Genomic DNA, 20870 nt, shown 5'->3' with positions numbered 1-20870 from the left:
TTCGAGCGAGAGGTCTTTCGATACACCGATGTATCGGATACATTCGCGCATCGAACGGAGGTGCGACATGGCGGCCGAGCCGACAGCCAGGCGGGTCACCCGGCGCCGCGTGCGCACGCGGGCCAACCTGCTCGACGCCGCCTTCGCGGTGTTCGCCGCGAAGGGCTTCGGGCGGGTCTCCATCGAGGAGGTCTGCGAGGCCGCCGGCTACAGCCGGGGCGCCTTCTACTCCAACTTCGACAGCCTGGACGAGCTGTTCTTCGCGCTCTACCGGCAGCGCGCGGACCTGATCGCCCGGCAGGTCGCCGACGCGCTCGCCGGGGACGGGCCGGACCTCGACGTGCCCGCCTCCGTCGACCGCGTCACCGAGGTGCTCCTCCTCGACCTGGACTGGCTGCTGGTGAAGACCGACTTCCTGGTCCACGCCGCCCGCGACCCGGCCGTCGCGCAGTCCCTGCTGGAACACCGGGCGAGACTGCGCGGCGCGATCGCCGACCGGCTCGCCCGCGCCCGCGGCCACACCGCCCTGCCCGCCGTACTCGGCGACGTCGACGCCGCCGCCCACGCGGTGGTCGCCGCGTACGACGGGGTCACCACCCAACTGCTGCTCGACAAGGACGTGGACAGTGCCCGCGCCTGGCTCAAGCAGCTGCTCACCGCGCTGCTCACCGACGGCAGCGGCAACCAGGAATGAAGCCTCCGGAAGAAAGGGCGACACTCGCCATGGACGCGGACGTCATCGTCGTCGGAGCGGGCCTCGCCGGCCTGGTCGCGGCGCACGAACTCACCAGCAGGGGCCGGCGGGTCGCCCTGGTCGACCAGGAGAACGCCGCCAACCTCGGCGGCCAGGCGTTCTGGTCCTTCGGCGGACTGTTCCTCGTCGACTCGCCCGAGCAGCGCCGCCTGGGCATCAAGGACTCCCTCGACCTCGCCTGGAGCGACTGGCAGGGCAGCGCGCAGTTCGACCGCACCGACGACGAGGACTCCTGGGCGGTGCGCTGGGCGCGCGCCTACGTGGAGTTCGCGGCGGGGGAGAAGCGGTCCTGGCTCTCCGGGCACGGCATCACCCTGCTGCCCACCGTCGGCTGGGCCGAGCGCGGCGACCTGCGCGCCGACGGGCACGGCAACTCCGTACCCCGCTTCCACATCGCCTGGGGCACCGGCACCGGGGTCGTGGAGCCCTTCGCCCGCCACGCCAAGCAGGCCGCCCGCGACGGGCTGCTCACCTTCTACCACCGCCACCGCGTCGACGAACTGGTCCTCGAGGGCGGCGCCGCCCGCGGGGTGCGCGGCACGGTCCTCGCGCCGGACGACTCCCCGCGGGGTGTCTCCTCCAGCCGCGACCGCGTCGGCGACTTCGAACTGACCGCCCAGGCCGTCGTCGTCACCAGCGGCGGCATCGGTGCCAACCACGAGATGGTCCGCCGGTTCTGGCCCGAGCGCCTCGGTACCCCGCCCGCCGAGATGGTCACCGGCGTCCCCGCCTACGTCGACGGCCGGATGCTGGACATCAGCGCCGGGGCCGGCGTCCGGCTGGTCAACCGCGACCGCATGTGGCACTACACGGAGGGCGTCCAGAACTGGGACCCCATCTGGCCCGGGCACGGCATCCGCATCCTGCCCGGCCCGTCCTCGATGTGGTTCGACGCCCTCGGCCGCCGCCTGCCCGACCCCTGCCTTCCGGGTTACGACACCCTCAGCACGCTCAGGCACCTGCGCACCACCGAGGACATCGCCGGACACGACCACTCGTGGTTCATCCTCTCCCGGAAGATCGTCGAGAAGGAGTTCGCGCTCTCCGGCTCCGAGCAGAACCCCGACATCACCGCCAAGGACCGCAAGGCCGTCCTGCGCGACCGCCTCCTCGGCAAGGGGGCTCCCGCCCCGGTGCAGGCGTTCCTCGACCGCGGCGCGGACTTCGTCGTCGCCGACACCCTCGACCGGCTCGTCGACAAGATGAACGCGCTGACCGGCGAGCCGCTCCTCGACGTGGACGGTCTGCGCCGACAGATCCGGGCCCGCGACCTCCAGATCACCAACCCGTACGCCAAGGACGCCCAGGTGCAGGGCATCCGCAACGCCCGCCGCTACATAGGCGACCGCCTCGGCCGGGTCGCAACCCCGCACCGCATCCTCGACCCCGAGGCCGGGCCGCTCATCGCCGTCAAGCTGCACGTCCTCACCCGCAAGACCCTCGGCGGCATCCAGACCGACCTCGACTCGCGCGCCCTGGGCACCGGCGGGGAGCCGATCGAGGGCCTCTACGCCGCGGGCGAGGTCGCCGGCTTCGGCGGCGGAGGCGTCCACGGCTACAACGCCCTCGAGGGCACCTTCCTCGGCGGCTGCCTCTTCTCCGGACGCGCGGCGGGCCGGGCGGCGGCTCGACAGACGGGCTGAGCGCTCGGCCGAGGGGATGGGTCGGCTCAGCCCTCAGCCGAGAGGGCAGGTCGGCCCAGTCACCAGCCGTGGCGGCGGGCCGGTTCCGGTTCTCACTCCAGGTCGGCGGGCCGGTTCCGGTTCTCAGTCGAGGCGGCGGGCCGGTTCCCGTCCTCGGCCGAGGAGACGGGCCGACTGGGCCCTCAGCCAGGCGCGGCGCCCCCGTCCCGTCCTCGGCCGAGGAGACGGGCCGACTGGGCCCTCAGCCAGGCGCGGCGCCCCCGTCCCGTCCTCGGCCGACGAGACGGGACGACCCGGCCCTCAGCCCAGGAGACGGACCAGCACCGCCGCGTGACTGTGCTCCGGCTCCTTCGCGGAGGTCAGCAGCGTCACCTGGCCCTTGCGGGCCAACTCGCGGACGTGATCGAGGAGTTCGGCCGCCTCGGGGGCGGCCAGCTCCGCCTCGTAGCGGTGCGCGAACTCCTCGTACGAGCCTTCGCCCGCGTGGTACCAGCGGCGCAGCTCGGTCGACGGGGTGAGGCCCTTGGGCCACTCGTCGATGCGCGCCGCGTCCTTGGCCAGGCCGCGCGGCCACAGCCGGTCGACGAGGACGCGGACGCCGTCGTCGGGCTCGGGGGCTTCGTAGACGCGGCGCACGCGGACGCTCACGGGCAGGCCTTCCTGCAGACGGTGGGTGGTGCCGGGAGCGTACTGCCGACGCCGACTCGGTACGGTGGGCGACGCGGCGGGACATGACCTGATCGAGGGGGACTCCCGTCCGATCGGCGCCTGGGCGAGTGGCTCCACGCCGAGCAGCACGGCGGCGACAGCGCCCGGCAGACCTCGCCGTCGGACGGGGTGGCGTACAGCGCGTCGGAGCCAGGGCTTCCAGCGCGGCGGTCGTGCCGTTGCCGTGTCGGTGGGCGAGGGCCCGGTCGCGCGGGACGCGGAACGGGTGTCCGGCAAGGAGCTCGGCGGACTGTTCCAGATGGGGCTGTACGCTCGGGGACAGCCCAACACCCCTGAGAACCTGACCAGTTCCTCACACCCGTCGGCCAGGGTCGACCCATGATCAGACACCGCGCCCGTGCCGCGCTGCTCGCCGCGTCCCTCCTGCTCACCGGATGCGGCGGCGGCGCGGCCGCCTCCTCCGGCCACAAGGCCACCGCACCGACCGACTCCGCACGCACCGCCACCCGGCCGGCGGGCACGCCCGCGCCCGACGTCTCCGTGCGGTCGGCCCCGCGGTCGATACCCGGCCTCGGCCCCAGGACACGGGCCGCCGTCCCGGCCGCGGCGCGCCAGGTGGTCGTGGTGACCGGACGCGGCCGCGACTCCCCGCTCTCCCGAGTCGTCCTGTACGAGCGCACCGGAACCGGCTGGCGGTCCGGACCCGTCCGGCCCGCCCACAACGCCCTGCGCGGCTGGACCGACCACCACATGGGCGGCGACCTGCGCTCACCCATCGGCGTCTTCGGCCTCACCGACGCCGGCGGACGGCTGCCCGACCCCGGCACGCGGCTGCCCTACGACCGCTCCGACGGCTTCACCGCGCCCGGCACCGGCTTCGAGGGCGAGCCGCTGGCCGGGTCCTTCGACTACGTGATCGCCATCGACTACAACCGCGAGCCCGGTACGTCACCGCTGGACTGGACCCGCCCGCTGGGCGCGGAGCGCGGTGGCGGCATCTGGCTGCACGTCGACCACGGCGGCCCCACCCACGGCTGCGTGAGTATCGCCGAGGAGCACATGAAGGAACTGCTGCGCACCCTCGACCCCGCTCTCCACCCGGTCGTCGTCATGGGCGACCATGCCTCCCTGGCCCGCTGAGCCGAGCCGCCGGCCGGACCGGGCGCCCGGACCGGCCGACCCGATCCGCCGACCGAACCCGCCGACCGAAGGGGGAACCGCCGCGTGTGCGCACATGTACTGGTTGCCGAGGACGACGAGTTGCAGGCCGAGCTCATCCGCCGCTCCCTGCTCGCCGAGGGCCACACCGCCACCGTCGTCCACGACGGCTCCGCCGCGCTGGAGGCGGTGCGGCGGGACCGGCCGGACCTCGTCGTACTGGACCTGATGCTGCCGGTCGTCGACGGCTTCGGGGTGTGCCGGGTGCTGCGCCGGGGCGATGACATCCCCGTGCTGATGCTGACGGCCCGTGCGGCCGAGGACGACCTGCTGCTCGGCCTGGAGCTGGGCGCCGACGACTACATGACCAAGCCGTACAGCCCGCGCGAACTGATGGCGCGCATCCGCACGGTCCTGCGGCGCAGCGGGCGGGCCGCAGGAGGCCGGCGGGAGGATCCCGTCGTACGGGCCGCGGGGATCGCGGTGGATCCGGCGCGGCACGAGGTGCGGTGCGACGGGGAGCCCGTGGAGTGCACGCCCGCCGAGTTCCAGATCCTGCTCGCCCTCGTCGGCGAGCCCGAACGCGTCTTCAGCCGGCGGCAGTTGCTCCAGTGCACCCGCGGCTTCGACCGCTCCTCCACCGAACGGGCCGTCGACGTGCACATCATGAACCTGCGTCGCAAGATCGAGGCCGATCCGCGCAGACCCGTCCGGCTGCTGACCGTGTTCGGCGTCGGCTACAAGCTGAGCGGCGGCCGTGGGTGAACCGCGCCCGCATACCCCTGCGCAAGCGCCTGCTCGTGCGGCTGCTCATCGCCTCCGTCCTGATCGCCGTGTGCTCGGTGGCCGCGACCGCCTGGCTCGCGGTGACGACGACCACCCGGGCGCTGCGCGAGGAGCAGGGCCAGGCCCTCGCCGACGACATGGACATCCTCGCCCGGCTGAGCGGTCACGCGGCCACCCACCCCGACTGGCGGGGCGTCCAGGCCACCGTGCGCGCGCTGTCCGCGCAGACCGGGCGGCGTATCGCCCTGACCACCGCCGACCGCACCCTCCTCGCCGACTCCGCACCGCGCGGCACCTCCCTGCCGCCGAGTGCCGCCGCCACCGTCGACCCCCTGCGCACCGACACCCACACCGAGCGCGGCGCCCAGCTCAGCGGCACCGACCCGCGCGTGGTCGGCCCCTACCGGCTCACCGCGGCGGAACGCACCCAGCTGGACGCCCTGGCCCGCAAACGGCAGAGCTGCTTCTCCCACCACGGCATCGACACCACCCTCGACCGGACACCCGGCGGCCGCCCCGTCCTGCGGCCCACCGACGACGCCGTCGCATCCGACCACGTGCCCGAACCCTGCGCCGACGGCCTGCTCAACACCCCGACGCGTACCGAGGAGAAGGCGCTGGCCGCGCTCCGGGAGCATGCGCGAGGCTGTCTGACCCGGCAGGGCCTGGACCCCGACACCCCGCTGGCCCTGGGCGGCGTCACCGGCATGGACCTCCGCGACCCGACGCCGGCACCCGGGTTCCTCATCAAGGGGGACGGCGCGTCGACGCGCGCGGCCCGGACCTGCCTCGACGACGCGCGCCGCGCCCAGCTCGACCCGTACGTCGCCCCCGTCGCCGAGCTGTTCCTGGGCGGCGGGGACAACGGCGCGGCGCCCCGCTGGGACCTGTCCCCGGCCAACAAGGCGAAGGTCGTCGGCGCGGCCGGGCTGGTGCTCGCCGTCACCGTCGCCGTGACCGCGGTCGTCGCCACCCGTCTGGTCAGACCGCTGCGCGCCCTCACCGAGGCCGCCCAGCAGCCCCCCGACCGGCACGCGCGCGTGCCCGTCACCACTCGGGACGAGACCGGCATCCTGGCGGAGGCCTTCAACGACCTCGCCGAGCGCAGGGAACGCCTGGAGGCCCAGCGCAAGGCCCTGGTCAGCGATGTCGCCCACGAACTGCGCAGCCCGCTCACCAACATCCGCGGCTGGCTGGAGGTCACCCGCGACGGGCTCGTCGAACCGGACGCCGAGCTGCTTGCCGCCCTGCACGAGGAAGCGCTGGTCCTCCAGCGGGTCATCGACGACCTGCGCGACCTCGCGGCCGCCGACGCCGGGACCCTGCGTCTGCACCGCGAACCCGTGGCCGCCGACGAACTGCTCGCCCAGGTCGCCGCCGCCCACCGCGTCGCCGCCGCCACCGCCGGTGTCACCCTGCGCACCCGGACCGACGGTGTCCCGTGGCTGGACGCCGACCCCGTGCGGCTGCGGCAGGCGCTCGGCAACCTCGTCACCAACGCCGTACGGCACACCCCGCCCGACGGCACGGTCACGCTGTCCGCCCGGCGCGCGGGCGGGCAGGTCGTCCTGGAGGTCGCCGACACCGGCAGCGGCATCGCGGCCGAGGACCTGCCGCACGTCTTCGAGCGGTTCTGGCGCGCCGAGAAGTCGCGCAGCCGCCGTACCGGTGGCAGTGGCCTCGGCCTGCCGATCGTGCGCCATCTGATGACCGCCCACGGCGGTACCACGGAGGCCGCGAGCGCCCCGGGGACCGGCAGTGTCTTCACCCTGCGGCTGCCCGCCGCCGCGACACCGGGGGACGGCTGAGCCGGGAGGGACTGATTTCGTTCCGGCGGGTGCGGGTACCCCGTTGGCCTGACGGTGAAGAGGGAGGAAGAGGGAGGTCACGCCATGAGCTCGTCGGACGACCTGCCGGTCGCACACGCCCTGGCCGACCTGGCCGACCTGATCGAGCGGGAACAGGGGCTGTACGTCCGCTGGTCGCGCGGTCCCGAGACCGACCTCCACTCGGCGTCCAGCACGGACGAGCTCACCGGCGTCCCCATGCCCGGCCTCTCCGCCAACCCCCTGGACATCGAGGATTGGTGGGGGAACCGCTCCCGCACCCTGTGGGTGGCCCGTCGGCTCTACGACTACGCCCACCTGCCGCACGAGAAGGGCCCCGGCGTCCGCCCCTGGGTCCTGGCGGGCCGGGAGGCGGGCCGGGGCCCCGACAACGAGCCGCTCGTGGCCGACGTACGACCCCTGTGCTGGATCGACCAGGGTGTGATCGAGGAGGCGAGAGCCGAGGTGGCCCGCCAGGAGGCCGAGTGGGGACCACTGCGGCGGACCGGCCGGTGAGCGACACGGGCCCGAGTCGCCGCGTGGCCCCGGGTCGCCGCGTGGCCCCGAGTCGGCACGTGGCCCCGGGTCGGCGGGCGTCGCCGCGTCGGCGGGCGGATTCCGTCCGGTGCGTGGCTTCTGTCCCCTACTGTCCCCTACGCGGCTTCGCGGCTTCGACCCGGCGCGGCTCTCAGCCGGCGCGCGGCACTCAGCCGCGCGCCGGCTCGCGTCACGAACTGCGTCGTGCCTTGATGCGCCGCTTGAGGGCGCGGCGTTCCGTCTCGCTCGTCCCGCCCCAGACCCCGAGGGTCTGGTCCGTCTCCATGGCCCACTCCAGGCACGGCTCCCGCACCGGGCAGCGGCGGCACACCGCCTTCGCCTGCTCCGTCTGTAGCAGTGCCGGGCCCGAAGTGCCGATCGGGAAGAAGAGGTCCGGGTCCTCGCGGCGGCACGCGGCATGCTGTCGCCAGTCGTCCATCGAAGTCACCTGCGATCGAGTCGTACGTGCTTTTCCGGATACGTTGCTGTGAGTTGCTCCCGGTCGGGTCACCGGTGGGACGGCAGTGAAACCGCGTCGGACGGAGCCGTGTTGACGCGTTGACTGCTCCCGCACGCCCCACGGAGAGCCGTACGCCTTCGGAGGACCGAGGAAGGGGCGGCGGGTGACGCCTCCGGGTCCGGCTCGCCCGCCCCGGACCACGCGACGGTGGTCGGGCGGGGCGAAGCCTGTCGAAGGGGCCCGCCGCCGGTCTCACCGGCGCAGGGCCTCCGCGGCCGTCGCCGTCACCGCGTCCGCGACCGCCGCCAGCGCCGGTGAGTCCAGCTTCCACTGCTGCCAGTGCAGCGGGACGTCCAGCGGTCGCTCGGGGGCGAGGGAGATCAGGTGTCCGTCCGCCAGCAGCGGCTGGGCCTGCACCTCCGGGACCATGCCCCAGCCGAGCCCCGCGACCACGGAGTCCAGGAACCCTTCCGAGGTCGGCACGGCGTGTCGTACGGCACTGGCGCCCCCGGCGCCGCGGCGCAGCCCGCGGGCGAACGCGTCCTGGAGGTCGTCGCGCCGGTCGAAGGTCATCACCGGCGCCTCGACGAGGGCCTCGGGCAGGGGTCTGCCGTCGAAGTGCCGGGCGGCGAAGCCGGGGCTCGCCGCGGCCAGGTACCGCATCCTTCCCAGGGCCCGCACGGAGCACCCGGTCACCGGGTCGGGCGAGGAGGTCACCGCGGCCATGACCAGGCCCTCCCGCAAGAGCTCCGCGGTGCGCGCCTCGTCCTCGCGATGCAGCTCGAAGCAGAGCCGCGGCTCCCGCGGTACGCGGGTCAGGGCCGGCAGGAACCAGGTGGCGAGCGAGTCCGCGTTGACCGCGACCGTCACGCGTGTCGGCTCCGTGGCGCCGCTCATGCCCAGCTCGGACCGCGTGTCGTGCTCCAGCCGGGCCAGCTGGCGGGCGAACCGCACCACGATCTCCCCGGACTCCGTGGGACGGACCGGCTTCGTCCGCAGCAGCAGCACCCGGCCCGTGCGCTGCTCCAGCGCCTTCACCCGCTGACTGACGGCCGACGGCGTCACGTGCAGAGCGGCCGCCGCCGCGTCGAAGGTGCCCTCGTCGACCACCGCGAGCAGGGTGCGCACCTGGTCGAGGGGAAGATCCGTCATCATGAACGCTAATGATAGGTAAGAATCTTTAGCTGTACCTACGGTGATCGAATCCCTAGCGTGGACGCCATGACCCCCTCCCTCACCGCGGCGGCCGCCGGATTCGGTACCGGTCTGTCGCTCATCGTCGCCATCGGCGCCCAGAACGCGTTCGTCCTGCGCCAGGGCATCCGCCGGGACGCCGTCCTCGCCGTCGTCGCGATCTGCGCCCTGTCCGACGCCGCGCTCATCGGCCTGGGTGTGGCCGGGGTGGGCGCGCTCGTGGTGGCGTGGCCGGGCGCGCTGACCGCCGTCGCCTGGATCGGCGGCGCCTTCCTGCTCGGATACGGGGCGCTCGCCGCCCGCCGGGTGCTCAAGCCGGGCGGCGCCCTGCGGGCGGAGGGGGAGGCCGCGGGCTCACGGCGGCGGGCGGTGCTCACCTGTCTGGCGATGACCTGGCTCAACCCGCACGTCTACCTCGACACCGTCTTCCTGCTCGGCACCGTCGCCGCCGACCGCGGGCCGCTGCGCTGGACCTTCGGGCTCGGTGCCGCCTTCGCCAGCCTCTGCTGGTTCGCCGCGCTCGGCTTCGGCGCCCGGCTGCTCGGCCGCTTCCTGACCCGGCCGACCGCTTGGCGCGTCCTGGACGGGCTGGTCGCCGCCACCATGATCGCCCTCGGCGTCACCCTCGTCGCCGGAGCCTGACGGGCCCTGCTGTCCAAGTGCTGAGTCCGAGTGCTGAGACCGCCTGTCCATAAGGGCGGCGAAACCACAGGAGGTGCTGCGATAGTGACCCCCGGACGCGAAAGATGTATCGAGCAATCAGGAAGCCCGTGGACACGAGCGAGAGCAGCACCCCGCCGGGGGCGAAGGCCGATCCAGGCCCCCGGGAGCACTCCCGACGCGGCTGGCGCCGTTGGGCGATGGACACCCGCCCCCTGCGCCGGCCCGCCTACCGCCGCCTGTGGTCCTCGACGATCGTCACGGCCGTCGGCAGCCAGCTCACCGCCGTCGCCGTCCCCAAGCAGATCTACGACATCACCGGCTCCTCCGCCTGGGTCGGCTACGCCAGCCTCGCCGGTCTGCTGCCCATGGTGCTGTTCGCGCTGTGGGGCGGGGCGGTCGCCGACACCATGGACCGGCGCAGGCTGCTGCTGATCACCAACACCGGCATCGCCGTGACCTCGGTGCTGTTCTGGCTCCAGGCCGTCTCGGGGCTGGACTCGGTGCCGGTGCTCATGGTGCTGCTCGCCGCGCAGCAGGCGTTCTTCGGCCTGAACGCCCCCGCCCGCAACGCCTCCGTCGCCCGCCTGGTGCCGGCCGGGGAACTGGCCGCGGCCAACGCGCTCGGCTCGACCGTCATGCAGACCGGACTGGTCGCCGGACCGCTGCTGGCGGGCGCCCTGATCCCCGTCATCGGCCTGCCCGAGCTGTACCTCATCGACGCCCTCGCCCTGTGCGTGACGCTGTGGGCCGTCGTCCGCCTGCCGTCATTGCCGCCGCTCGCCGGCTCGGCCGTCCGCCGCGCCGGGCTCCGGGAGATCGCGGAGGGCTTCCGCTACATCTCCCGTCACAAGGTGCTGCTGCTGTCCTTCCTCGCCGACGTCATCGCCATGGTCCTCGGCATGCCCCGCGCCCTCTTCCCGCAACTCGCCGCCGAGACCTACGCCCCCTACGGCGAGGGCCTCGCCCTGGGCCTGCTGTTCGCGGCGATCCCCATCGGCGCGGTGCTGGGCGGGCTCTTCTCCGGCACGTTCTCCCGGGCCCGCGGACACGGCTGGATGGTCATCGGCGCGGTGGTCGCCTGGGGCGCCGCGATCACCGGTTTCGGGCTGAGCGGCAGCCTGTGGCTCGCCGTCGTCTTCCTGGCGGCCGCCGGGATCGCCGACATGGTCTCCATGGTCTTCCGCGGAGCGATCCTCCTCTCCGCCGCCACCGACGAGATGCGCGGCCGCATGCAGGGCGTCTTCACCGTCGTCGTCGCGGGCGGCCCCCGTCTGGCCGACGTCCTGCACGGCACCGCCGGCGCCGCCTTCGGCCCCCGCGCGGCCGTCGCGGGCGGCGGCCTGCTCGTCGTCGCCGCGATGCTGGGACTGGCGGCGGCCGTACCGGCCCTGCGCCGTTACCGCGTCTGAGACCGGCGGTGGCCGGCCCGGCGGATCACGCCGCAGACGCGGGGCGTGGCGGGCCCGTCCGAGGGCCTTGTCGTCGGTTGCCGACCGCCCCGCCCTCGGCTGCGCTCGCGCGGGCGGGGCTCCGCCGTGTCGACGCCCTCCTCCGCCCTGGCGGTCCGCGCGCCGCAGGCCCCGCTCGCCGGCGCTGACGAGACGCCGTCGATTCCCCGCGACCTGATCCGCACGACAGGCTCAGAGGGCCCGGCGCCGGCGTGTGCCGTACTGCTCCATCAGCCTGCCGCGGGTCATCTCCAGCCGGTGGGCGAGGATTTCGGCCACGATCCGCACCAGCGACAGGCCGAGCGCCGGATCCTCCTCGCACAGCTTGAGCACCGGCTGCGCCTCGAACTCGTAGGCGCGTACGGGGCTGAAGGCCTCCGCGCCGAAGTCCCACGCGTACGGCGGGAACAGCCAGGACCAGCCGAGCAGGTCCCCGGCGCCGAGACTGGCGACGGTCACCCGCTGCACGGAGGTGACCTGCTGGGTGAGCGAGACGGCCCCGGAGCGGATGACCCAGAAACGGTCGGCCGTGCCGCCCGCCTCGAAGATCCGGGCGTCCTCCGGGAAGGACACCTCCCGGGCGAGGGTCATCAGACGCTGACGCTGGGGCGAGGGGAGGGCGGTCAGCAGTTTCGTCGCTTTGGTCATGGTGCGGGGCTCCTCGCCGGGGACGGGGTTCGGGTCGGTCCGCGGATGCGTTCCCGGTCTCCCTCTCACCCATTTCAGCCGCTGGGGACGCCCTGGGCACCTCGGCGGACGGAGAATCCGACGACGGACAGGGAAAAGCCCTGGCTGGACGGGGGAAGCCAGCCAGGGCCGCCAAGGGTGGTGTACGGAGGAGCAGCCTCGACCCCGCCACCACGTATGGATGAACCGTAAACCATCCTCGGAGGTTGTGCGTAGCCGAAACCGGGTCACGTGACCGGTTTCACTCTGTCGTGCTCCGCGGTTCCTCGCAGCGCGCCGCATCCCCTCACTCCGCATCCCCTCACTCCGCGTCCCGGGTGACGACCCTGATCGTCTCCAGCTCCGGGTCGGTGGGGTCGGGCAGGTTCATGCCCGCCTCCTTGCCCGTGCGCAGGTACCTCAGCACGGGCTCGGTGAGCCGTTCCCCGGGCAGGACGGCGGGGATCCCCGGCGGGTACGGCGTGATCATCTCGGCGGCGACCCGGCCGGCCGCCCGGGACACCGGCACGTGCTCGGCCGGCCCGAAGAACGCGTCCCGGGGCAACATCCCCTGTGCCATCCGCAGTTCGGCCGGATCGGGCACCTCCGTCCGCGGTGCGGGCCGCAGATCCGGCGCCGCGTGGGCGAGGTCCTTGAGGGCGGCGAGCAGTTCGCCGGTCGTCTCCCGGTCGTCGGCGTGGGTGATCTGGGCGCCGATGCGGCGGTGGTCCGACAGATGCATGTCCAGGGCCCGGTGCTCGTGCAGCCAGTCCGCGGCCTGGAAGCCCGAGATGCCGAGCCCGTCGAGGTCGATGACGACCGGCAGTGGGTCGAAGTCGTCGGCCAGTCCCGGACCACAGAAATCGTCCCGGCCGTTGACGTGCATCCCGTCGATCTGCTCGACGGCGGCCCGTACCTCGGCCGCGAAGTCCAGTGCCCCGCCCATGAGTTCCTCGCCGTGCAGGCACATCTGGCGTCGCCAGCCGTCGAGCCCCGCGTACAGCAGCACCGAGGGGCTGGTCGTGCCCAGCAGGTCCGCGCGCGTCTTCAGCAACTCCGCCGGGACGAGGTCGCCCTGTAGGTGGAAGACGGAGCCCTGCTCCAGACCGCTGCCCATCTTGTGGATGCTGGTCACGCAGATGTCGGCGCCCGCGTCCATCGCCCAGGACGGCAGAGCCGGGTGGAACGGCAGGTGCGCCCCCCACGCCTCGTCCACGATCAGCGGAACCGAACGGCGGTGGCAGACCTCGGCGATCGCCCGCAGGTCCGCGGTGGCGCCGTACGGCGTCGGGCTCGTGACCAGGGCGCCCTTCGCGTCGGGGTGCACCTCGAAGGCCTTCGCGAACTTCTCGGCGGACGGCGGATGCGCCAGGTGCCGCTCGGCGTCCCAGCGGGGCTCGACCCAGACCGGCTCGATCCCGGACAGGATCAGGCCCGACACCACCGACTTGTGCGCGTCCCGCCCGATGAGCAGCTTCTCGTGCGGACCGGCCACCGACAGCATCGCCGCCTTGACCGACAGGGAACTCCCGCACGTCGAGAAGAACGTGTGGTCGGCGTGGACGGCGTCCGCCATCAGCTCCTCGGCCCGCTCCAGCACCCGGCCCCGCGTCAGCCGGTCGTCGAGCCCGCCCGACGCCAGCACGTCACCGAGGAACACCGCGTCACCCAGGACCGCCCGCACCTCGGGATCGGCGCCGCGGGCCTGCTTGTGCCCCGGCGGCGAGAACGCCAGCCGCCCTTGGCGGTGGTAGTCGACGAGGGCTTCCAGTACCGGTGCGCGGGTGTGGTCGGCTGTCATGCGCATCGTGTTCCCGCAGGCCCGGCCACCATGCCCGCGGCGGGCGGAGGACCTGGTCAGGGCTGCGGAGTTCCGGGGCAGGACGGCTGGCAGGACGGCTCCGCGCGGCCAGGACGGCTCCGCGCGGCCAGCACGGCTCCGCGCGGGCAGGTCGGCTCCGCGCGCCGAGCCGTCCCCGCCTCCGGCCGCCCGCGTGCCCGTCGTCAGGGCTCCGCGGGGTGGTGACCCGGCGTCAGGATCTCGTCCACGACGTCGAGCACCGCCTCGTACGACAGGGCCCGCACATGCGCCTCACGCGCGGCGTCCGGGTCGGTCCGTCCGAGATCCTCGCTCCTTGCCCGCCAGGTCCGCAGCTCCTCGCGCGCGCAGGCCCTGGCGCGCTGGATGCGGCGCAGCAGTTCGTCCGAGTCCACGACATCCGTCATGCACTCCGCGTACCCACGCCGGGCGGGTCGATGGCATCCGGCAGGGCACCATCCGCGCCACGCCGATCGAGACGCCCGGAGATGTCCGGAAGATGCCCGCGCGACAGGTTTGACAGGGCCATCGAGGGCCAGCCGAAGACAGAGGGCCGCGCCGTCCGGCAGGGAGAGGGCCGGGCGCGGTCGCGGAGCCGGGCGAGTCCCGGCCGAGCCGCCGGTCGTCATCGGCGGAGCGGTTCTTCACAACAGCAGGGACCGATCGGGCATGCGGCGAGCAGCCGGCCGACCCGTCGGCCCACACCAGTCGGGAACCATACAGGGGAGCGAAAGGATGCGTGTCAATCACTCGACCGACCGCACGGACGTACCGGACGGCCCGGTCCGGTGCGAGGGGCATCTGCCGTGCCGGCCGTCGGACGTCCGTACCGCCATACGGCGCGCGGTCGCCGGGCGGTGCGGGGCCACGGGCTGTCCCTACGACGAGGAGGCCCTCTCCGACGCCCTGCTCGTCGCCTCGGAACTCACCACCAACGCCATCCTCCACGGCGGTGGCGTCACCGGCTTCGACGTCGACGTCGACGGGCAGGCCGTGCGGGTCTCCGTCAGTGACCGCAGCGACCGGTTGCCGGTGGCCTCCGACCCGCTCGACGAACGGGGGCGGCGCCGCACCGGCGGACGCGGCTGGCCGATCGTCTGCCGGCTGGCCCAGGACGTCCGGGTGTCCGACCTGCCGTCCGGTGGCAAGCGCATCACCGCTGTCGTGCCCGTGATGTGAGACCGCCCGTGTTCCGCAACGGAGCCGCCCGTGGCCCGCATCGCGTGCCCCGGGTGGCCGGTGCCGTGGCCGTCCTGTGTCCGCACCCGCGGCCGTCGTGGTCCCGCACCCCGGTGATCCGGCCCGGCACCGCGGCCGTCATGCCGTGGCACCGCGGGTTGTCATGTTCGGTGCCGGGCTGTCTCCGCCCGGGGCGGTCATGTCTCAGCACCGTGCCTGTCATGCCGTGGTACCGCGGGCTGTCGTGCTCGGCGCCGGGCTGTCTCCGCCGGGGGCGGTCATGTCTCAGCACCGTGGCCGTCATGCCGTCGCACCCTGCCGGTCATGCCGGCGCCGCGGTCGTCGTCCCCTTCCGACCGGCGGCGACGGCCTCTCCGGGCCCTGAGGAGCGCCTTTCCGGCGGGTGGAGTTTGTTCCTCCGGGGGGAGGGCAGACGGAGGTTCGTGCTTCGGACCGGAGGCGCGCCAATGGGAGCGGCATCGCTGCTCCGGGGCGCTCCGTATGCCCCGGTCGACAGTGGCCCTTCCCTGGTCAATCCCTGAAACGACCGTTCAGGAGCGATTCCGCATGCTCATCGACATGTCGACAAGCCGTCCTGCTACGCCCGCCACCACCACGTCACGCCGGACCCACGACGACGCTCCCGACACCGCACAGCTCTTCGCCCGCCTCACCTCCCTGGAGGAGGGACCCGAGCGGGACGCCGTGCGCGACGAGATCGTTACGGCCTGGCTGCCCATGGCCCACCGGATCGCCGGCCGGTTCCGCGACCGGGGAGAGTCGATCGAGGACCTTCGACAGGTGGCGGCGCTCGGCCTGGTGAAGGCCGTCGACCGCTTCGACCCGGAACGCGGGGCCTTCGAAAGCTACGCCGTCCCCACCATCACCGGCGAGATCAAGCGGCACTTCCGGGACCGCATGTGGGCACTGCGCGTGCCCCGCCGCGTGCAGGAGCTGCGCAACAAGGTGCGCCTCGCCCGCCGTGAACTCGCCCAGAACCCGGGGGCACCCGAGCCCTCGGTCGCCGACATCGCCGCCCACACGGGCCTCACCGAGGAGGAGGTCGGCGCGGGCCTGGAAGCCCTGGAGAGCTTCAGCACCCTGTCGCTGGACGCCGAACTCCCGGCCGGCGACGACGGCTACAGCCTCGCGGACACGCTCGGCGGCCCCGACGCCTCCTACGACATCGTGGTCGACCGCGAGTCCGCCAAGGAGAGCCTGCGCCGCCTGCCGGAGCGCGAGCGGGCCATCCTCTACATGCGCTTCTTCGAGGACATGACCCAGAGCCGCATCGCCGACCGCCTGGGCATCTCCCAGATGCACGTCTCCCGCCTGATCAGCCGCAGCTGCGCCCAGGTGAGGGAGGAGGCCCTCGGCCGCCCGGGCCGCCGGAGCTGAGACCGCACAGAAGCCACCACCGAAGCCCCGCGCACGTTCCCATTCGTCACGGACAAGGAGCACACCGCATGCTGATGCCCCACCCCGCCGTCCTTCGCCGCCTCGTCGACGAGTACGAGGCCGTGACGGCGACCGGATCCGTAGAGACCACCGGATCCGCGGAGACGAGCGCGCGGGCGCAGGACCTCGCCTACACGCTGTGCGTCTCCACCGGCACGCGCGACGTCACCCTCGCCCTGGAAGCCGCGCGCCGCTGGCTCGCGGCGGCGGCCGACGCCGACGCGGCGACCCACCGCCGCACCGACGAAGGACCGCACGTGTACGCATGAGCGCACCGGCCGGGCGCCCCACCGCGGCAGGACACCGCGGTGGGGCGCCCGGCACGTGTGGACCCCGGAGCGGCCTGCGTCGTGTCGCGCCGAGAAGTCGTCCCGTCGCCGTGTGTGCCGGGCCGGAGCCGGGGCATTCGGATTTCCAAGTCTTCCGGGAGGTCAGATGAACGCGAGTGTCCTGGCGAGCAACGGCAAGGCGGAGGCCGAGCGCGCGGCACGGGGGTCGGGCACCAGATGGTCCGCCAAGGCCGGGCTCTGCGCACGCGGCGTCATTTACCTGCTGGTCGGGGCACTGGCCCTGCAGATCGCCTTCGGTGACGACAAGAGGCAGCAGGCCGACCGTCAGGGCGCCCTCGCCGAACTGTCCGAGAAGCCGTACGGTTCCGTGCTCCTGTGGGCCCTGGGCATCGGCCTGGTCGGGATGGCGTTGTGGCGGCTGTCCGAGGTGGCCTTCGGCTCGGTCGGGCCCGACGGCCGGAAGGCGAAGAAGCGGCTGCTGGCGCTCGTCCGGTGCGGCTTCTACTCGTTCGTCGCGTACTCCGTCCTCGCGTTCGCCGCGGGTTCGGGCGGCGGCGGGGGCGGTTCCAGCGACGAGCAGTCCCGGGACGTCACGGCCCGGCTGCTGGAGGTGCCAGGGGGCCAGTGGATCGTCGGCGCGGCCGGCGCCGGGATCGTCGTCGCGGGTCTCTGGATCGGCGGCCGCGCCCTGATGCGCGCCTACCGGGACAAGTTGCGGGTGGGGGAGATGTCGCGGGGCGTCCGCCGCCTGGTGGACGTCACCGGCGTGGTCGGCGGCGCGGCCCGCGGCCTGGTGTTCGCCGCCGTGGGCTCCTTCGCCGTACGCGCCGCGGTCGACTACCGGCCCGACCAGGCCAAGGGCCTCGACGACACCCTGCGCTCCTTCGCCCGCACACCCGCCGGGCCGGGGCTGCTGGCCTGCGTCGCGGCAGGGCTCGTGCTGTTCGGGCTGTTCTCGTTCGCCATGGCCCGCTGGCGCAAGGTCTGAACGTGCTGCTGTGGGGGAACCCGGGGGGAATGAACGAATCCGAGTTCCCGCCGGACGGACGACCCGTGGACATGTACCTCGACCTCCTCCGCGTCCGTATGGACAGCGAGGACTACGAGATGCTGCTCAAGGTCGTCGCGCCCGCGCTGCGCGCCCTCGACGAACAGTCCCCCGAGACCCTCGACTTCGCGCTGGATCCGCAGGAGACGGAGGACCTGCCCCAGGAGATCCGCGACGAGGCCGCCCTGGTCATCGCCACGGCCGTCACCGGCCGGCTGGACAACCAGCTGGTGGAGATCCACGTCGACGGAACCGGCCCGGTCCGGGTCGTCACCGACGCGGTCACCGCCTCCGATCCGGCCCGCCTCGCGGAGATCGCCGGATGCATCCGTCAGCGCCAGAGCGACACCGACGAACTGCGCGGTATCGCCGCGGCCAGCGGCCTGCCCACGGACTTCTGACCCCGCGAACCGGACCCCGCCCGCGGACTTCCGACCCCGCGGGCCGGGCCCGCTCACGGGCTTCCGACCCGGCAGACCGGGACCCGCCCGCGGCATGGTGAACCATGCCGCGGGCGGCCCTGTCCAAGGCCGGTTTCCGGTCGGCTCGAACACCGTGTGGGCGATGCGCCCCGGCAAGGTACGGCTCCCGGTGCGGCGGCCACTTCCGACCTCCCGGACGCGGACCCGCCCACGGACTGCCGACCCCGCGGGAGGCCCCCGCACCACCCCGCACCTGCCCACAGGCGTCCGACCCCACGGTCCGGCTGCCGGACCATGGAAGCCTCCGCCCGGCGGGCCGCTCAAGGCCTCCGCCCCGCGGGCCCCGGTCAGGGTCTCCGCCCGGCACCTCGGTCAGGGCCTCCGCCCGGGTCTCGGTCCCGGGTCTCCGCGCTCGGGTCTCGGTCCCGGGTCTCCGCGCTCGGGTCTCGGTCCGGAGTCTCCGCGCTCGGGTCTCGGTCCGGAGTCTCCGCGCCCGGCTCTCCGCCCGAGTCCCCGCGCCCGGCTCTCGGTCCCGAGTCCTGTCCGGGGCCGCGATTCCGGGCCCCCGCCCCGACTCACTGCCCGCCCCACTGCCCGGGTCACTGCCCGGGCTGTGTCACCGGCACCCTCAGCGGTCGGGCCAGACCGACCACCGCCTCGTCGAGGCGTTGCAGGTGCCGCAGTACCCGGTCGGTGACGCGGCCGTAGCGTGGCGTCCCGGCCACACCGGGCTGGAGGAGCGAGGCGATGCTCGGCCCGGTCCGCACCTCGTCGGTGCCGCGCTCGTCCGCGACGTGCGCGGCGATCGCGGCGATGTTGTGCAGGATGCGCCGGCCGGCGGTGCGCAGCCGCGGGTCCGCCGCGATCGACGGATGGCTGGGCAGCAGCTCGGCGGTGGCCGCCAGTGACCGCGCGTGGTACGCGCAGGTCTCCAGCAGGGCGACGACGTACCGGGCGGTGTCCCGGCGGGTCCGCAGCGGCGTGACCGGATGCATCAGTGGCTGCGTGGCCGCCCGCAGGTCGGCCAGCGCCTGGTCCAGATCGCGGGCCCGGTCCAGCAGATCGGCCGGAGGGCCTCCGCTGAGCTGCTCGACGGCGCCCTCGGTGACGTCGGTCAGCCGGTCCAGCACGGTCCTCAGCAACTCGTTCGTCCGCCGGTCGGTCCGCACCGGCAGCACCAGGGCCGCCGCCACCACCCCGCAGGCCGCCCCGAGCGCCGTCTCCTCCACGCGCAGCACCAGCACCGACAGGCTGTAGGTGTGCAGCAGCGTGTACAGCACGCCCAGCGCCGCGGTGACGAAGAACGACATCAGCGTGTGCGACAGCGGCGCCGTGTAGAACATCGCGAACACGCACAGCAGGACCACCGCGAACGCCGTCCACGTGTGGTGACCGACCAGCCCCGCGAGCACGATGCCCGCGATCACCCCGAGCACGGTCCCCAGCAGCCGCCGGTAGCCCTTGACCAGGATCTCCCCGGTCGAGGCGGTGTTGATGAACACGATCCAGCAGGTCAGCACCGCCCAGTACCAGCGGTGCGCGGACAGCAGCTCGCCGCCGATGATCGCCAGCGACGACCCGACGGCGACCTGCACGGCCGCCCGCGTGGTCGGCCGCCGCAGCCCCGTGTCCTCCTCGGTGTCCACCTCCGTACCGTCCCCGCCGATGGCCGCGTCCTCCGCGTCCAGCTCCTCCCGGGAGCGGGCCGTCTCGGGGCTGTCGTCCGACTCGTCCTGCGGCCCGTCGAGCGCGATCCGCAGCCCGAGCACCGCCCGGGCCGCCTCACCGACACCCCGGAAGACGTCCTGCACGGCCGGGGACGCGCTCGGCAGGTTCTCCTCCTCGCGGTACCCGAGCAGCCGGTTGCGCACCTGGGCCAGGCCGGTGCCGTCGGCGACGGGATGCCGCACCAGCAGGCGCAGTGCCCGCAGGTCGCGGCGCAGGACGTCGGTCGCCTCCTCCCGCACCGGCAGCCGCCCGCTCTCCGGGACCGGTGCGCCGGGCAGGTGCAGGGTCAGGGTGTCCGCCCGCTTCGCGCTGCGTGCCGTGAGCAGCAGCAGACCCAGGCGTTCGGCGGCGATCTCGGCGTCGGCGATGCGGCGCTGCACCAGCCGGGCCGTCGACTCGTCCGGGGTGCCCTCCTCCAGCCGGCTCTGGATCATCATGGCCGTCTCGTGCAGCCGGGCGGTGCCCTCCCGTACGTGCTCCAGCGCCTTCTCCACCTCGTCGGGACCGGCGTCGAGCAGGTGGAGCTGCGCGTCCAGCAACTGTGCCAGCCGTGCCCGGAAGGCCTGCCGCAGCCGTTGCAGGACCCCCGCCGACGTCTGCGGCACCAGCACGAACCGCGCCACCGCGCTGCACGCGAACGCGACGGCGATCGATCCCCAGAAGCCGGGCAGCGTCGCACGCGTGGCGCCGACGAACAGGGACAGGAAGTAGACCTGGAAGCCGATCAGGCCGAGCGCGGTGCCCCGGTCGCCGAACCGGCGGCCGTACACCGCGCAGAAGATCAGGACGACGAAGACGACGTCACCGACCACCACACGGGAGCTGAGCAGCGCCGCCAGCGAGACGGAGGCGAGCGCGACCGGCAACCCCAGCGCCAGGGTCACCGCCTGCGGACCCCCCTGCTTCTCCCGGATGGCGAACGTGGCGACCATCGCCGCGATGGCCCCCGCGACCAGGTGCGTCACGTTCGCGCCCAGCAGCGAGAGCACGGCGAGCGTCAGGGCGATGGCGCCCACCGTCCGCAGCCCGGCCGTCAGCCGCAGCAGCCCGGGATCGGACGCCGCGACCCGATCCCGCAACCCCGTCCCGAACGACCGTGCCGCCGCCTTCACGCCGCCGTAC

Annotated in this window: 20 protein-coding genes; 13 read left to right on the top strand and 7 right to left on the bottom strand. The window is 73.7% G+C overall.

The features are described from left to right. The first annotated feature begins 67 nt into the window (after positions 1-67). Positions 68-694 (top strand): TetR/AcrR family transcriptional regulator, encoded by a 627-nt coding sequence (locus ACF1A1_RS20735; protein WP_392001666.1) that lies wholly within the window; start codon positions 68-70, stop codon positions 692-694. A gap of 29 nt (positions 695-723) precedes the next feature. Further along, positions 724-2397, top strand: coding sequence for an FAD-binding dehydrogenase (locus ACF1A1_RS20730; RefSeq protein ID WP_392001665.1), 1674 nt, complete (start codon positions 724-726; stop codon positions 2395-2397). Positions 2398-2697: 300 nt separating this feature from the next. Here the strand turns inward: ACF1A1_RS20730 and ACF1A1_RS20725 are convergent, their stop codons facing one another. Next, on the bottom strand, positions 2698-3045 hold the full coding sequence (locus ACF1A1_RS20725) for a DUF488 domain-containing protein (RefSeq protein WP_392001663.1): 348 nt from the start codon (positions 3043-3045) through the stop codon (positions 2698-2700). 399 nt (positions 3046-3444) lie between these two features. Here ACF1A1_RS20725 and ACF1A1_RS20720 point away from each other — a divergent pair, with 399 nt between their 5' ends. The 4 genes from ACF1A1_RS20720 to ACF1A1_RS20705 all read left to right on the top strand — a co-directional run bounded on the left by ACF1A1_RS20720 (position 3445) and on the right by ACF1A1_RS20705 (position 7352). Next, a complete protein-coding gene (locus ACF1A1_RS20720; RefSeq protein ID WP_392001661.1) occupies positions 3445-4206 on the top strand; it encodes a L,D-transpeptidase family protein in 762 nt (253 codons plus the stop codon). 84 nt (positions 4207-4290) lie between these two features. Beyond that, positions 4291-4989, top strand: a complete 699-nt coding sequence (locus ACF1A1_RS20715) for a response regulator transcription factor (RefSeq protein WP_392001660.1) — start codon at positions 4291-4293, stop codon at positions 4987-4989. After that, positions 4986-6818, top strand: a complete 1833-nt coding sequence (locus ACF1A1_RS20710; protein WP_392001659.1) for a sensor histidine kinase — start codon at positions 4986-4988, stop codon at positions 6816-6818. Before ACF1A1_RS20715 ends, ACF1A1_RS20710 begins: the two co-directional genes overlap by 4 nt. An 84-nt stretch (positions 6819-6902) precedes the next feature. Then, positions 6903-7352: a DUF6098 family protein gene (locus tag ACF1A1_RS20705; protein WP_392001657.1), complete on the top strand. Its 450-nt coding sequence runs from the start codon at positions 6903-6905 to the stop codon at positions 7350-7352. Between the two features lie 211 nt (positions 7353-7563). Here ACF1A1_RS20705 and ACF1A1_RS20700 read toward each other — a convergent pair whose 3' ends face one another. Then, on the bottom strand, positions 7564-7812 hold the full coding sequence (locus tag ACF1A1_RS20700; RefSeq protein ID WP_392001655.1) for a WhiB family transcriptional regulator: 249 nt from the start codon (positions 7810-7812) through the stop codon (positions 7564-7566). 273 nt (positions 7813-8085) lie between these two features. After that, on the bottom strand, positions 8086-8988 hold the full coding sequence (locus tag ACF1A1_RS20695; RefSeq protein WP_392001654.1) for a LysR family transcriptional regulator ArgP: 903 nt from the start codon (positions 8986-8988) through the stop codon (positions 8086-8088). 66 nt (positions 8989-9054) lie between these two features. Here ACF1A1_RS20695 and ACF1A1_RS20690 point away from each other — a divergent pair, with 66 nt between their 5' ends. Both ACF1A1_RS20690 and ACF1A1_RS20685 read left to right on the top strand, forming a co-directional pair. After that, positions 9055-9669, top strand: a complete 615-nt coding sequence (locus ACF1A1_RS20690) for a LysE/ArgO family amino acid transporter (RefSeq protein ID WP_392001652.1) — start codon at positions 9055-9057, stop codon at positions 9667-9669. A gap of 128 nt (positions 9670-9797) precedes the next feature. After that, on the top strand, positions 9798-11099 hold the full coding sequence (locus tag ACF1A1_RS20685; protein WP_392001650.1) for an MFS transporter: 1302 nt from the start codon (positions 9798-9800) through the stop codon (positions 11097-11099). Between the two features lie 231 nt (positions 11100-11330). Here ACF1A1_RS20685 and ACF1A1_RS20680 read toward each other — a convergent pair whose 3' ends face one another. The 3 genes from ACF1A1_RS20680 to ACF1A1_RS20670 form a co-directional block, all read right to left on the bottom strand. Beyond that, entirely contained in the window at positions 11331-11786 is a 456-nt protein-coding gene (locus ACF1A1_RS20680; protein WP_392001648.1) for a cyclic nucleotide-binding domain-containing protein, read from the bottom strand. 340 nt (positions 11787-12126) lie between these two features. Next, positions 12127-13605, bottom strand: coding sequence for an aminotransferase class I/II-fold pyridoxal phosphate-dependent enzyme (locus ACF1A1_RS20675; RefSeq protein WP_392001646.1), 1479 nt, complete (start codon positions 13603-13605; stop codon positions 12127-12129). Between the two features lie 203 nt (positions 13606-13808). Further along, a complete protein-coding gene (locus ACF1A1_RS20670) occupies positions 13809-14030 on the bottom strand; it encodes a hypothetical protein (protein ID WP_392001645.1) in 222 nt (73 codons plus the stop codon). A 328-nt stretch (positions 14031-14358) separates the two neighbouring features. Here ACF1A1_RS20670 and ACF1A1_RS20665 point away from each other — a divergent pair, with 328 nt between their 5' ends. The 5 genes from ACF1A1_RS20665 to ACF1A1_RS20645 all read left to right on the top strand — a co-directional run bounded on the left by ACF1A1_RS20665 (position 14359) and on the right by ACF1A1_RS20645 (position 17999). Continuing rightward, the gene (locus tag ACF1A1_RS20665) at positions 14359-14802 is read left to right on the top strand and encodes an ATP-binding protein (protein WP_392001644.1); all 444 of its coding nucleotides are present in this window, start codon (positions 14359-14361) and stop codon (positions 14800-14802) included. A gap of 567 nt (positions 14803-15369) precedes the next feature. Next, on the top strand, positions 15370-16200 hold the full coding sequence (locus ACF1A1_RS20660) for a SigB/SigF/SigG family RNA polymerase sigma factor (protein WP_392001642.1): 831 nt from the start codon (positions 15370-15372) through the stop codon (positions 16198-16200). A gap of 68 nt (positions 16201-16268) precedes the next feature. Beyond that, positions 16269-16529 (top strand): DUF5133 domain-containing protein, encoded by a 261-nt coding sequence (locus ACF1A1_RS20655; RefSeq protein WP_392001641.1) that lies wholly within the window; start codon positions 16269-16271, stop codon positions 16527-16529. A gap of 166 nt (positions 16530-16695) precedes the next feature. Beyond that, positions 16696-17538: a DUF1206 domain-containing protein gene (locus ACF1A1_RS20650; RefSeq protein ID WP_392001640.1), complete on the top strand. Its 843-nt coding sequence runs from the start codon at positions 16696-16698 to the stop codon at positions 17536-17538. A 29-nt stretch (positions 17539-17567) separates the two neighbouring features. Beyond that, on the top strand, positions 17568-17999 hold the full coding sequence (locus ACF1A1_RS20645) for a hypothetical protein (RefSeq protein ID WP_392001639.1): 432 nt from the start codon (positions 17568-17570) through the stop codon (positions 17997-17999). Positions 18000-18619: 620 nt separating this feature from the next. Here ACF1A1_RS20645 and ACF1A1_RS20640 read toward each other — a convergent pair. Beyond that, positions 18620-20860, bottom strand: coding sequence for an FUSC family protein (locus ACF1A1_RS20640; protein ID WP_392001637.1), 2241 nt, complete (start codon positions 20858-20860; stop codon positions 18620-18622). Positions 20861-20870: the final 10 nt, after the last annotated feature.

It is taken from the genome of Streptomyces sp. NPDC014995 (genome assembly GCF_043080745.1).
In the GTDB taxonomy this organism is placed as follows: Bacteria; Actinomycetota; Actinomycetes; order Streptomycetales; family Streptomycetaceae; genus Streptomyces.
Note: the sequence above shows the minus strand (reverse complement) of the source record. Positions and strands in the feature narration are given on the sequence as shown.